The sequence below is a fragment of the Methanolobus zinderi genome (assembly GCF_013388255.1).
GTDB lineage: Archaea > Halobacteriota > Methanosarcinia > Methanosarcinales > Methanosarcinaceae > Methanolobus > Methanolobus zinderi.
This window is the reverse complement of the sequence record NZ_CP058215.1, coordinates 1,590,366-1,604,767: the sequence shown is the minus strand read 5'-3', so window position 1 is coordinate 1,604,767 and position 14,402 is coordinate 1,590,366. Positions and strand designations below refer to the sequence as shown.

General features: G+C 44.0%; 9 protein-coding genes. 1 reads left to right on the top strand and 8 read right to left on the bottom strand.

The genetic code is table 11. The features are described from left to right. Positions 1-8: 8 nt before the first annotated feature. The 8 genes from HWN40_RS07860 to dph5 all read right to left on the bottom strand — a co-directional run bounded on the left by HWN40_RS07860 (position 9) and on the right by dph5 (position 12,354). On the bottom strand, positions 9-1,616 hold the full coding sequence (locus HWN40_RS07860) for a TCP-1/cpn60 chaperonin family protein (protein ID WP_176965218.1): 1,608 nt from the start codon (positions 1,614-1,616) through the stop codon (positions 9-11). Further along, positions 1,613-3,547: a hydantoinase/oxoprolinase family protein gene (locus HWN40_RS07855; RefSeq protein ID WP_176965217.1), complete on the bottom strand. Its 1,935-nt coding sequence runs from the start codon at positions 3,545-3,547 to the stop codon at positions 1,613-1,615. The genes HWN40_RS07860 and HWN40_RS07855 overlap by 4 nt, the downstream gene beginning before the upstream one ends. A 158-nt stretch (positions 3,548-3,705) precedes the next feature. Beyond that, complete coding sequence (locus HWN40_RS07850) at positions 3,706-5,613, bottom strand: methyltransferase cognate corrinoid protein (RefSeq protein ID WP_176965216.1); 1,908 nt, start codon at positions 5,611-5,613, stop codon at positions 3,706-3,708. A gap of 353 nt (positions 5,614-5,966) precedes the next feature. Continuing rightward, positions 5,967-6,752, bottom strand: coding sequence for a helix-turn-helix transcriptional regulator (locus HWN40_RS07845; RefSeq protein WP_176965215.1), 786 nt, complete (start codon positions 6,750-6,752; stop codon positions 5,967-5,969). 9 nt (positions 6,753-6,761) lie between these two features. Further along, complete coding sequence (locus tag HWN40_RS07840; protein WP_176965214.1) at positions 6,762-9,302, bottom strand: sensor histidine kinase; 2,541 nt, start codon at positions 9,300-9,302, stop codon at positions 6,762-6,764. A 178-nt stretch (positions 9,303-9,480) separates the two neighbouring features. Then, positions 9,481-9,762, bottom strand: coding sequence for a DUF357 domain-containing protein (locus HWN40_RS07835; protein ID WP_176966337.1), 282 nt, complete (start codon positions 9,760-9,762; stop codon positions 9,481-9,483). Positions 9,763-9,779: 17 nt separating this feature from the next. After that, a complete protein-coding gene (locus HWN40_RS07830; RefSeq protein ID WP_176965213.1) occupies positions 9,780-11,474 on the bottom strand; it encodes an ATP-binding protein in 1,695 nt (564 codons plus the stop codon). 76 nt (positions 11,475-11,550) lie between these two features. Further along, complete coding sequence (dph5, locus tag HWN40_RS07825; protein WP_176965212.1) at positions 11,551-12,354, bottom strand: diphthine synthase; 804 nt, start codon at positions 12,352-12,354, stop codon at positions 11,551-11,553. Between the two features lie 150 nt (positions 12,355-12,504). On the opposite strand from dph5, the gene thsA reads away from it, so the two are divergent. Continuing rightward, positions 12,505-14,136, top strand: a complete 1,632-nt coding sequence (gene thsA, locus HWN40_RS07820; RefSeq protein WP_176965211.1) for a thermosome subunit alpha — start codon at positions 12,505-12,507, stop codon at positions 14,134-14,136. Positions 14,137-14,402 lie beyond the last annotated feature (266 nt).

The window sequence follows — 14,402 nt, the reverse complement described above, 5'->3', positions numbered from 1 at the left end:
CGGGACTTTTACTTTTTAAGTACGATCTCATCAATTCTCAGCATATTGCTTACAGCCTCGGTTCCCGCGATAAGAGCCATCTGTTTAATGCTTGATGAATCATATACAGGAGGGTTGTTTGCAACGACCTCTCGTGTAAGGTCGATCCTGCAGTCAATTCCCTTGCTATAGTAATTGAGCATGTGTGCTATTGCGTCAACCTCATTGAGACCTACATTCCTTGCCAGCGTTCTTGGTATCTCTTCAAGGGCATTCGCATATTCGATCACTGCAAGCTGCTCTTTGCCTTCGACAGTGGAAGAATACTTCCTGAGCATTTGTGAGAGCACAAATTCAATATCTCCTCCTCCTTTGACTACAAGAGGATTCTTCAATATGAATGCCGCATTATTAATGGCATCATCCACTGCTTCCTCAAGTTTTTCCAGGCCATATCTGAAGGGTTCCCATATCAGGATCGTGGATATCGGCTGTTCGTTTACAGAGAGGAAAAAGAAATGCTCATCGTTTCTTTTTTCAACTTTCACCTCATCGGCAAAACCCAGATCCTGGGGCAGTATATCATCCTTGATGGAAATGATGTTTGCACCTGTTGCTTTTGCGATCATCTCCATATCCCTGATCTTCAGTTTATCGAAAAGCAGAATACCATGCTTTGCCAGGGCTTCCTCTACATATTCGTCCACTTTTCCTTCACACAGAACAACGTTAGCTCCGGAACCAATTATTTTCTGTGAGTGGGCTTTCAAAGCCTTCATTTGGCCGTCCAGCAGAAGTGTGGAATTGTCAAAACCATCGAATCTTATATTATGCTGGGAATTTATGATCTTACTTTCAAATCTGACATTCCCGTTGATCATAAGGACATCCGCATTTTCTAAATAATGCGGCATGTCATCTCTTGAAGGTGTTTCATCAAGAATTATACCTGAAATGGATTCAATAGATGGCCCACCTACTTTTTTTATGACTTTGACATAATCATTCAGATCTATGCGGTTATTAGCCTGTATGTCTCCGAGTTTTGAAAGTGTTCTTAGAACGATGTCTGCTATCAACCGGGCCTGATGAGTTTCGACACCTTTACTCAGGCTGGCATTCTCTATAACAGAATGCAGATCGCTGTCAGAAACTATCCGGCTAGTCTCATAATCCATGATCTCATACGCTTTACTCAGAGCAAGCTGATATCCTTTTATTATGGTTGTCGGATGCAGTCCGTACTCCACAAGTTTGGCAGCATTCTCGATAAGCGAGGCAGCAAGGATGACCGCGGTCTTCGTACCATCGCCGCATACCCTGTCCATTGACATGGCAAGCTCTTTGAGGGACGTGACCACTGGATGCAGGACATCTATCTGTTCAATAATTGTTTTCCCGTCACTTGTCAGATAAATATCGTCTGTGGGGCTGATTATCAGCTTACTCAATCCACAGGGTCCGAAAGATGATGTAAAGAGTTCTTTGATGTCCTGGGAAGCCTGTAACATCTGGTATATCAGTTCATCCTCTTCAACATCTTCCCTGATTCCGATACGATTGCGTACACTTTGCTTCAGAGCATCCATATTGTCCAAAGCATGCGTGTTTTGTATCTGTTCAATAGATGTGCTCATATTATTCTCCTTGGAGAACCGACAGCTACTCCTACTATTTTAGTCTCCAGAGGTACCGTTCCGATACTTCCGATATCATTACATTCAAGATCAAAACTTACATTGTCCATACTCAATCCGTAGCCTGCCATGTATTCTGAAACTGTGCTGTTGACAAGGGAATTTGCCGTGTCAAGAGCCTCCTGATAGTCATCGAACGTGTATCTTCCTTTTTCCGAGAATAGCAGATACTGTGAGCTTCCGGGTGCTGTGGGTCTGATCAAAGCCTCTCCCCTGTAGACCACGTTACCGACAAGAGCACCTACAGCATTACCTACTTCATGGAATTCAGGGATCCTTATATCCGCATCAATGAAATGTTTCATGTCTTTCATATACGGTGTTACAGGTGCACCAACCAGTACCACCGGACTTTTAATCATGAATTTCATGAGTTCTGTGCCATTCAATATTTTTTCCAGATCGGTTTTTTTCACGGTATTCGCACAGTGTGCAATCAGATTAAGCACAATTTCCTTGGCCACGTCCTCCCTGAGTTTTTCACAGAGATCGAAGGGCTCCATGGATGTATAATCTGAAAGTATTGTGGCTCCCAGCATCGATGCATTGGAATCCCATCTGGTATAGTCACCGGTCACATGCAGGACGTCTGTCGGGGTGAAACCTACCTGTTTGATATATCTTTTCTGTATGAGCCTTCTCAGTATATCTTCGAACATCAGTGGATGCTTGTTTGTCCTTGAGGCAATATCCGATATGGAAGAAGGCTCTTCATTTATGGCATCGAATATTTCTATCTCTTCTCCCTCAAGTTCAGAGGCATAAAGACAATGGGATTTTACTCCATTGCACATGAAGAACGTTGTTGGCTGAAGGATGTCATTCATTATGCGCCTTGAGATCTTTTCAGCGTTCTGTAATTTGTTTATAAGGGACGGGAATTCGGAAGCGCAAAGGCACAGGGGTATGACCCTGTTAGGCCCCATATTTGTTTTCTCATGAATCCATACATGACTGTCTCCTCCAATGGCAGAGGTATTCATTTTGATAGCCTTGACCTTTGTATCCCAGCCTCCAACTACGGCACCTGAACTACTGACAACAGGCATGCTATTGCGGATCATTGAAATGTCCGTACTCGTACCTCCCACATCTATGGTCAGGCACTCTTTTAGATCCGTTAGATGTGCAGCGCCAAGGAGACTTGCAGCAGGTCCGGAGAAAATGGATTCCACAGGTTTTTTCAGTGCTTCTTCTATCCTGACCAGCGAGCCGTCACATTTCATCATCATCAGGACAGAATCAATCTTCTTATCCTCCATTACAGACCTTACTGATCTGATGAACTGGTCGATTACCGGGATCAGCTGAGCATTGAGAAGTGCGGTCAAAGCCCTTTCATATGCTCCGAGATCCATGGAAAGTTCGTGTCCGCAGACAACAGGGAGATCTGTCAGATCCTGGATGATCTCTTTTATCCTCAGTTCATGTTCAGGATTGCGCACTCCAAAATACGATGATACGGCAAAGGATGAGACCTTATGTTTGTTCATTGTGACAAATTTTTCCACTTCATCCAGGTTGCCCAGAGTTTCAACTTCGTTTCCGTCTGCATCATGTCCGCCTTTTATGGAAAGGATATGATCGGTGGGAATTTTCCGTGATATATTATAACCAATAAGTATGAGACCTGCCGGATATCCTCTGCCTTCCAGTGTGGTGTTGGTGGCTAGTGTGGTAGATACTGAAGTGAATCTCACATTTGCAAGATATTCGGCTTTAAGGCCGTCAATTGAATTTATTATGCCCTTTATTAGATCAGGGTAAGTAGTAAGCGATTTGTTTGAATCTATTATTGATCCGTCTTCAAGATTCATAATTACAGAATCTGTATATGTACCGCCAGTGTCTATGCCAAGTCCAAAGTTCATTATTATCACCTTCTTTTATGTGGAGGCAGAGTGGCTTACCACCCTGTGTATATTGTGGAGCAGAGCGGTTTGCCACACTGTGGATATAGACCTCATAAAGTGATTTTTCAAACCACTATGAGTAAAAAGGAAAAGCAGGGGGAAGTGATAGTTCCTGCTTATCCGAATATCTTTTTCTGAAGCTCGGGACCTAGCTCTTTAACTACATCTACCGAAGCCTTCACGGTCGTAAGAGGACCTCCTGGTGGAATCTCACAACCAGATGACATGACATACTTGGACTGCATTCCGTTCTCCTTGAGTACAGGAAGCACGCCTTCAAGCAACTCTTTTGTGTCATCCTTTACTTTCTGAACACCTGCAGGTGTGTTGTCCATGAACTCTACCGGGTTGACCTCTCCCATCATACAACATTCCTGTCCATACTTTGGAATAAGGTCTGCATAGTTCTGTGAGCCCTTACTCCTGAGTTTTGGATAGTATGCGTAACTGTATAGCTGAGTTCCGAATTTGCTGATCTGTGTGTCAAAGTGTACTGCATCCGCACAATTGTGTATAATGTATGGCTGGTCGTATTGCTTGAAGATCGGCAGGTGCTGGTCGTATACGAACTTACCGTCGAACTTCCAGTAGTCCTCCTCGCTCATGATCACATTGTTGGACCAGAGGTTATCGATACACAGTGCGTTACAGGCATTTTCTTCAAAGAACAGTTCGGATACCTGACAGATGTAATCCGTACATTTCTGGACTGCTTCAAGTACCACATCAGGATGTGTCTTCATGTCCATAAGAACACGGTCTGCACCCATAAGCTGGGTAAGGGTAAGAAGTGGTCCTTCATGGAATCCGACAAATGGTGTGTTGAGTTCCTTGTTAAGTTTCTCAGTTGCCGCCTTGGAAGCCATTACAAGCTCATAGGCACGGGTACCCTCCTTGACCTCAGGGACTTCTATACTCTCATAATCCTCAAGGTGTCCTTCGGATGAAGGTGTGTCATCTTCAGGGTACTTGATCTTACATCCGAAATCAGATGATGTTGCAGAAAGGTCAATGAGTCCTACGAACATGTCAGTGTCAAGGTATTTGGATCCCAGGTAAGCACTTTCAACAAAAGCATTAATGTCAGTAGCATATTCTTTGTAGCTGACATCAGCGAATTTCCTCAAAACTCCGCAGGCAAGCGGATATACCGGCAATCTGTCGACCTTTTTGTCACCCATTGCTGCCAGCGTCCTGTCCATATGGGTCATTTCCTCTTTTGTCTTGACGCCAACGCTCTCAAAGTCTGCAATGATCTGCTTCGCAGTTTCCAGACCGATATCTGTCTTTCCTTTAACCTTCTTTTTAGACAGTATCTCTCTGTATTTGACCTTACCAAGTGATATCTTCTCCTCGCTCCATCTCTCATCAGCAGGAGCAAGTTTACGCACCTCATTATTTGCCCATTCCGTAGCTGACATGGAATCCGGATGTGTAGAGTCCGCACCGATCTGTTCCGCGAATTCAGGTGAAACAGGTGCTCCTCCTATCATGACTATAAGGGAATCTCTGATACCTTCCTCCTGCATCATCTCGATTACCTTCTCCATGTTGGTCATGGTAGTGGTCATCAAGGCACTCATGGAAATCAGGTCTGCCTTCTTCTCCTTTGCCACCTCTACGAACTTCTCGACAGGCACATCGTGGCCCAGATCTACCATATCAAAGCCGGATGCAGACATCATTGTCTTGACCAGATTCTTTCCTATGTCGTGCACATCTCCTTCGATTGTTCCGATCACACCTACGGCACGCTTTCCGGCACCTTCTTCAAGTTTCATATGAGGTGTCAGTATGTCCATACCGGCATACATGGCACTGGATGCGATGAGCAGGTGTGGCACAAAGGCTTCACCTTTTTCGTAATTGTCACTTACAATGATCATTCCTTTTGCGAGTCCGTCAACTATGGCCTCGTAAGGATCCACACCTTCATCAAGGGCTTTTTGTGCAAGTTCTTCTGCTAAATCGTCGTCACCTTCGACAACAGATTCCGCTAATTGGTTCAAAATTGATGTTTTCATACTATCCTCCAAAGTATTATGCTTTATTTTAAACAGTGAACCTCCATTTTTCACTGTCAACAAGGAGGAGTATTTCACTTGAGGTATATAGCATAACCTCCGGTTATTTATTAACGGTGTTAATATTATGAACCGGGTTTCTTTTTGAGCAGAACCGCAATCTTATGAATGAACGCCTTTTAATTAACGCTGTTAACCAAAGGAAAGATCTCCAACAAGATTAATGGCTTTAATCAAATTAATGGCTTTAATCTGATGAACGCGAAAATGAACACAGTAAAATAAGATACTTTGAGGTCAAAAAAATGAAATTATATCTGAAGTGAAAACATCTCTGATATGATAGCCGGATTTCAGATATCTGTTACTTCTTGTGATGTGTTCCTGTAAAAGCGGTACATGTCCTCTCCCCACTTCAATGCGCCCGTTTCAAAACTCATCATGGCATGATTGTGGAACATTCCGTTCTTATAGAACAGGGTCAATGAAAGGAATCTGTCTGTTAACACACCGGACGCAAAACCGATATCGTCTTTGCATACAAACAGTTCGGTATTTTCCATTCCGATGTAATCCTTTAATTGTTCAGAATACTCCGTTTCAAATCTTTCAAATACAGGCTCTGTAATTATGAGTGATATTCGGACGCCCTTTCTGGCAAGTTCAATGTACTTATAAGGGTAAGCCGGACTGAAAGAAGAAGAGATTTCTTTTATGTATTCTGACTTTACAAGATTGTCAGTTAGCTTTTTAGGGAGTTCATACATACGGTTAAGTTCCGGCTCAACGAGTTCACAGACCCCCAGTTCTTCTATTCTTTCAAGAAGATGTGTCGGAATTCCGTTCACTTTATGATTTTCCCAGTATTGTTTGTTATCTTCATAGACCATCAAGGTGTTTAAAAGAGGGATCATTTTCTTTACGATTACCTCACCAAAGCTTGAGAGCTTGTAATGATCATCCTCATAAAGTATTATGCCTTGATCGATGAGAATCTTGATCTGTGTCATCATGGCACTGGAAGTAACATTAAGTGTAGTTTTGATCTCATCGATATTCATCGGTCTTTCTATCAGCAGGATGAGCAGATCTTTTCTTTTATCGGATAGAAAAAGAGTACCTAACAGAGCCAATTTCATTTTATCATCTCATTTTTTGGAAATTCGTGAGGAATCCTCTTCCGGACTTTCCACTGGAAGTCTTATGTGGAATGTTGTTCCTTTACCCTTTTTACTTTCGATCCATATCTCGCCTTTATGTTCAAGGATTATATCCTTACAGATGTACAGGCCGGACTCAAGTCCCTGGTACATTCGACTCATAGCATCCTCCATCTGATAGAATTTCTGGAAAATATGTGGTATAAGGTCTTTCTGTATGCCTGGTCCCGTATCAGCTATCCTCAGGTGCAGATGGTCATTTTCTTCACTTAGATCAACGTTTATCATTCCACCTTCAGGAGTAAATTTGACCGCATTATCTATAAGGATAATCAATGTTTCTGTCAGTTTAGCTTTATCAGCTCTTATCGGTGGCAGTCCGTCAGGTACATTCACTTCAAGCTCGATTCCTTTCTCATCTATCAGTAAAATAAGATCCATCACAGCTTCTGATATCAGTTTGTTCAGTTGTATCCGGGAAAAATCATATTTTAGCTTTCCTGCCTGCTCCTGACTCATATAAATAAGTGAATTTACCATGCGTTTTAATCTTTCAGAGTTTAGCAATACAGAATTGATGGACTTGGCCTGCTGGTCATCAATGGCCCGGATCATTTCATCGTGAAGGATACTGCACTCCGGGAGTTCGTGTGTGTGTTCAAGTCCCATCCTTTCCGCGATAAATTCTGTTTTCATTATGCTGACAGACCTTAGTTCCTCATTTGCCACCTTCAGTTCATCGGAATATTGTTTTAAGGCATCTTCGATCTGTTTTCTTTGAATGAGGTTCCACATACCCTGCATCAGTAAGGTAAGCTGGCGCAGATCTGATTCATCGTAATCCTCTTCTTTATTTCCAACACCGGCAACTGCTACGATGTGATCACCATCGAAGATCGGAATATTCATGTGTCTTGTAAGCCTGACATGATCCTCGGGGTATCCTTTTTTCATAGGACTGGGAAGTGAGTACTCATTTGTTATTATAGGTCTGCGCTGCCTTACTGCTTCACCCCACAGGCCGGTGGTCTTTATGGGATATACGAAGCGTTTGTTCTTGATACCACATTCCTTCATGGCACCTTCAGACCAGGAATGCATAATGAGTGCGGTTTCGTCAGCATTCATAAATGCAAGGTATCCAAGTGAACTTTCAGTAAGTCTTACGGCTTCTTCCCTTGCAAAGTCTGTGATCTCATCCAATGATGCACCTGTCATACTGTTAAGCTTAACAAGAGCTTCAAGCCTCTCCTCTTCAAGACGGCGCTTCTTTTCGGCTCTTTTGCGCTCACTGATGTTTCTGGCAACGGACAGGATGGCTTTTTTCCCATCATAGATTATGAATCGTGCACTGATTTCCAGCGGTATCTTCCTTCCATTCTTATGTATCGCCTCGGTTTCATATATCGCTCTTCCGTCAGTTTCGATCTCCTTCATCAGTTTTGATACGCGGTGCACATCTTCTGACGGAACGATATCGCAAGGGTATGAACTTAACATCTCTTCCCTGCTGTAATCCAGTGTATCTACTACAGCCTGGTTCACAGCAATAGTTTTCCCGTTTAGTTCGCTGATATATATCTGATCGTTTACATTGTTGAAAATGATCTTAAGTTTGCGTTCAGATTCAAGAGCGTTATCCAATACCATCTTGTTGTTTATCGCGATAGCTGCAAGATTGGCGTTTGCTTTGAGGATATCGATCTCTTCCTTTGTAGGCGTGTGTGGCTCGCGGAAGTACATCCCGAATGTCCCAAAGACTTCATTGTTCGAACTTATCAGGGGTTCGCAACAACTGGCCCTAAAGCCTGCACGGGCTGCAATATCCTTGAGGTCTTCCCAGTAAGGATGCTCCATTATATCCTCTACAATAACCCTTTTACCGGTGTAAACAGCAGTTGAGCAGGAACCTATGCCTTCACCTATGGGTAGTCCTTCAATGGCTTTTTTGTAGAAATCCGGAAGATCGGGAGAAATAGCATGAACAAGATGTTTCTTTTCCTCGTCCAGTAGCATGACAAAACTGATAGCTTCCGGTATAATTTTTTTAGTGGATTTCACCAGACGTGTAAGAATCTCATTCAGAGTTTCACCCGAAGCCAGAGCTTCAAGAACCTGGTTACGGCAATCAATTATTGTTTCAGAGAGTTTTCTCTGGCTTATATCCAGAATAATACCTTCATAGTACTGGATATTACCATCATCATACCTTCTGATAATTGTTCTGTCATCAATGCACCGAATCTCACCCGATGCTGTCAGTATTCTGTATTCCTGGGTGAAATTATCAACATTTGCTTCAGAGTATTCGGTAACCTCTCTACGTACTCTTTCAATGTCATCAGGATGGATAATATCTTCATATTTTAATTTGCCAGAAAGAAAATCATCGGATGAGTATCCAAATTGTCTGACGTTTTCTGAGACAAATTCCACTGGCCACCCGTTTTCGGGCTTCCATATGAAAATTGTTACAGGGCTGTCATTGATAACTTTTGCAATTTCCGAATTTACATCGAGTTGTGTCATTTATTACCATCATATAATTTTATCAACTAAATATCCGGGAATACATCTAAGGAATGAATGCTATTACTTAATGTCTAATATATCAAATGGTCAAAGAATATTCATTACTCTGTGTAATAAAAGTGTATATGAACTCTGCTTATTTATTGCAAGTTCATTCTTCAATTCAACTTACCACTTAAATGGTAAATAATACATCATCATCAACATCGAAAAGGCCAAGACGTGCACCTGCGTCCAGCCATGCATGACCGTAACTGAAACATACAAGTGCATTCACAGGATCATCGGTCTCCATGAAATGCAGGCCGTCATTGTAGTATGAAGTTGCCATGGTGCGATAATCCCCGGCTATCCTGTACATATGTGACTGCTTGATGGGAGCAACTTCAGCTTTCTCCAGCGCTTCCCTTAGCAGTCTTTCATATCTTTTGACCTTTTCATTCAGATCCGCAGCCATGACAACATCCACTCATATTATTTTCCGCCACCAAATATTTTGGTGAACAGCTTTCCACCTTCATTTTTAGGGGGACGGGACGGCTTTCTCTTCGGAGGTGGTGTCTTCTTAACAGTTTCTTCTTCAACATCTGCAGTCTCTACAACAGGTGGCTGAGCTGCAGGTGTTTCAGGAATCTGAGCTCTGCTCTCCTCCACAGTCGGGATCTTCGTCGCAGATGGTGGTGGAGGTGGAGGGCTCATGGTCTGCGCTGCCTTGAGCACGTTGACCGATTCGCCACCATGCTTGGATCTGCGTATGCGTATGTCCACAAGCACAGGTCTCTCAATTTCCGTGCTCACAAGCATGGCAACACCTGGCGGCAGTCGCATAAGCTCATCTTCCACATAGGAATTTACCCCTTCCAGTCCCTTGCTTATGGCTTTGAGGTCATTGGGGTTTGTCACCTTCATGATGATCTGCGTACCACACTGGGAAAGCACGTTCTTGTCTATCCTCGCAGGACGCTGGGATATGACCATCATCCCAAGACCGAATTTCCTTCCTTCTGATGCGATTGTTCTCAGGATGTCCGTACTGACAGTCTTGCTGAACCCCTTTTCCGGTGCATAGTTGTGTGCTTCCTCAACCACGAGCATACCGGGCGGGACCTTGTCCAGCTTTCTAGCCTCGAACAGATTTGAACACAACTGTGCCACGATCATACTCTGTATGTCAGGAGGCACGCCCTTGAAATCAAGTATCGCAACCTTGCCCTTCTGCACAAGAGCTTCTATGGGTGTCGGGTTTGGTGACAGGATATCCGTTTCCTTGATTGTTTCAAGCATGTTGATGACAGTCCATTTTGCCTTGCTCTTGTCGTTGCTCACGGCAAATATGATGTCATCGATGGTATAGGTCTCCATTTCAGCCCGCAGGCTCTGTATGGCCTCATAGAGAATACCCGTATGTGTTGTCGAGAAATTGTCAGGGAAAATGGATGTCAGATCCTTTACTGTAAGGTTCATCCCGTTAAGACGGAATACCTCGTCTGCATCCGGGTTTATTGCCCTGTTTGCGGGTGTGTATACTTTGACCCTGTCCGCATATGATTTTGGTGTGACCCCGTACTTTTTGAATACTTCCTGATCATCCGTTGCTTCCGTTTTGAGTGAAGCGTATTCACTGTGCGGGTCGATAATAAGAAGCGGTATGTCCCTGTCGATGAGTTCTTCAAGGATCACGGCGGCAGTATAGGATTTTCCGCTACCGGTCTTGGCAAGGATGCTGCAGTGCTTCTGCACAAGGCTGTTGACACTTAACTGAACCTTTATTCCTGTGCCTTCAAGCATGCCTATGTTCATATCCTTTCCCACAAGTCCCAGCACTGACCGGATCAATCCCTCGTCTGCAACATATATCAGATCACCCGGGCTGAATGGAATGACAGGTGATCTGAGCATGCCATCATTGTCACGGGTACCTATTACGATTGCTTCCGCTACTATGCGGTCGTCACTTTTGTCTTTTCTCTGACCTGCTTTTGCCTCTTCTATTGTAAAAGAATCACTCGATCTTGTGATATTCATTACCTGAGCAAGTACCCATCCATCGGTTTCATGCCATGCCTTGACATATGCACCCCTGTGAACGGCGGTGCTGTCCGACACAAGCATCTTAAAATCCAGGGTACCTGTCTCTCCAAAGATAACTCCTACTGAACCTCGAACCATTTTTCATCCCTCAAATTCTTGGTTGCTGCTAATATGTACGGGTTGTATTATTATATTTCCCCCGGTATTATAATTTTCAATCTTCAACAGTTGACATGATCTCAGTTGGAGCACCTGCAAGTTTTACTAGCGCTTCGGCCTCGATGAAGTGCAGATCTGCGGGGATCACGACAATATGCAGCGGTCCTCCGAAATCATGATCCTTTAATTTGTGTATATAATCTGCCTTGACAATCGGTCCAGGTGAACCTGCCCGTGCAATGCCCACGGTAATGGCATTTTCCATTACTCCTTCTCCCCTTCGCTCTTCCACTTCAAGCAGAAGCTCCATTGCCTGATTTACGGTCATGTATCCCTTTTCTCTGTCAATGTCAAGGAAGATAAGGGTGTGCATATCCCTTTCTTTGTTTGCTTTGATTGTGTCATAGGGGGTTTCCGATATGATTGTTCTTCCCCGGCTGCTTGTATATGGGTGTGGTATTGTGGAGGCTTTACCGAAACGATAGTTCTGTAGACCGGACAGCCCGCAGATGGCCGACGCAATGGATGCTCCGTGGATGAGCTTTGTTTCAATACCCGCATCCTGCGCCCTCAGGCGAAGGTCCACATGGGTAGTCGAGACCATGGTGTCCCCTCCGGTAAGAAAAACCACATCTTTCTCCTTTGCGTGTTCTATCCAGTCGGGATTCTGTTCCACATCCTCTCTTAAGAGTACGTGAACCTTTTTCCCATATAATTCTTCAAGCCTTTCAACAGTGGTACCCATGAGTACCGAGGTATAGAACTCCGCAAAGACCATATCTGCTTTTCTTATCGCCTCAAGTCCCTTTACAGAGATATCTTTTTCATCAAAAAGACCCAGTCCTATGAAAGTGAGCATAGTCGGAAAACGGCCCTTTATATGTTAAAGGTTTTGAAGCCAGGCAATTGCTTCGGCAACTCGTTACCTTTTTATAGAACCACACACAGTTAGTTTCACTCATACTTAATTAGACATGAATTTAATATGGTTTATCGGAGGTCTGGAAGCATGGCAGGACAAAGTGGCGGTCAGCCCGTAATAATTGTTGATCCAAGTAAAGAGCGCACTAGCGGAAAAGATGCATTATCAGTAAATATCGCATCAGCACAGGCTGTTGCAAAGATAGTAAGATCCACTCTTGGTCCAAAAGGAATGGACAAGATGCTCGTGAATATCATGGGAGATATCACTCTCACAAACGATGGTGCGACTATTCTTGATGAAATGGATATAGAACATCCCACAGCAAAGATGGTTGTGGAAGTCGCAAAGACACAGGAGAAGTCAGCTGGCGATGGTACAACCAGTGCTGTGGTCATGGCCGGTGCACTGCTTGAAAAAGCACAGGATATGATCACCCAGGGTGTTCATCCTACCATCATTGTCAAGGGATACAGTATGGCAACTGAGAAAGCCCTTCAGGTACTGAAGGACTATTCCATGGATGTCAAGAAAGATGACAGGGAAATACTTGAGAAGATAGCACTGACCTCTATCACCGGAAAAGCATCCGAGATGGCAAGTGCACACCTTGCAAAGATCTGTGTGGATGCTGTATTTGCAATCGAGAACGATGGCGAGGTCAATGTCGACGATGACATCGTGATCGCAAAGGAGATCGGTGGCAGTATCGATGATACAGAGCTTATAAACGGCATTGCTATCAGAAAAGAGGCCCTTCACATGGAGATGCCTCACAGGATAGAGAATGCAAAGATAGCACTTATTGACACCGAACTCACATTCGGCAAGACAACTACCAAGTCAAAGCTGCATGTGGACAGGGCTGAACAGCTCTTTGAGTTCAAGGAACAGGAAAAGGCTAATTTCAGAAGGATAATCCAGAAGATCATCGACACAGGTGCCAATGTGGTATTCTGTTCCAAGAACCTTGATGACTATGCACTGCACTTCTTCAAGGAAGCAGGCGTATATGCCACAAGGCGTGTCAATGACGAGGACATGGAGGCACTTTCCTACTCCACCGGTGCTTCACTTGTGAGGAATGTACAGGACATCACATCAGACGACCTTGGATTTGCAGAACTTGTGGAACAGGAAGACCTCCACGAGGAGAAGACCTATATCAAGGGTTTCAAGCAGTCAAGGACCATGACTATCCTCATCAAGGGAGGTTCAGAGCACGTAACAGATAATGTTGAGCGTGTATTCGATGACGCCCTGCATGTTGTAAAATCCGTGTTCGAGGACAGCACTATCGTAGCCGGCGGCGGAGCCTCAGAGATCGAGGTCGCACAGAACCTGCGTGCATATGCCTCAAGTATCGGAGGACGTGAGCAGATGGCCATCGATGCATTCGCATCTGCAGTGGAAGAGGTCCCAAGGGCTATAGCAGAGAACTGCGGTTTCGATGCGATTGACACACTCCTGCATCTGCGTGCCAACCACGGCGATGTGAAATACGGCGGTCTTGACATCAGCACCGGGGATGTTGCGAACATGATCGACATGGGAATCGTTGATCCTCTGAGGGTTAAGACCCAGGCCATCAAGTCAGCAGCTGAAGTTGCTATCATGATCCTGCGTGTGGACGACATGCTCCGTGCCAGGGAACAGGAAATGATGGATGTAAAGCCAGAACATAACGTCCACAACTACGATATGACAGGTATGATGTAAGAGCCTTAAAAGCTCTTAATCGCCTACTTTTCTTTTTTCTTTTCTCTTTTCCAGCGCTTATTTTCAGGATATTGAAGCGTAGCTTTTGGGCTGGCTGTTTAATTCAAATTTTGGAAAGAATTCGGCCGATGAATGATTAATCATGATAAATAAGCAAAAGTATTATATAGTTTTAATTGCTAGTGTATCATGATAAATCATGACAGAACAATACTACAACAAAACAGATATCACAAACTTTGCCACGATGCTGACCACACTTGCAC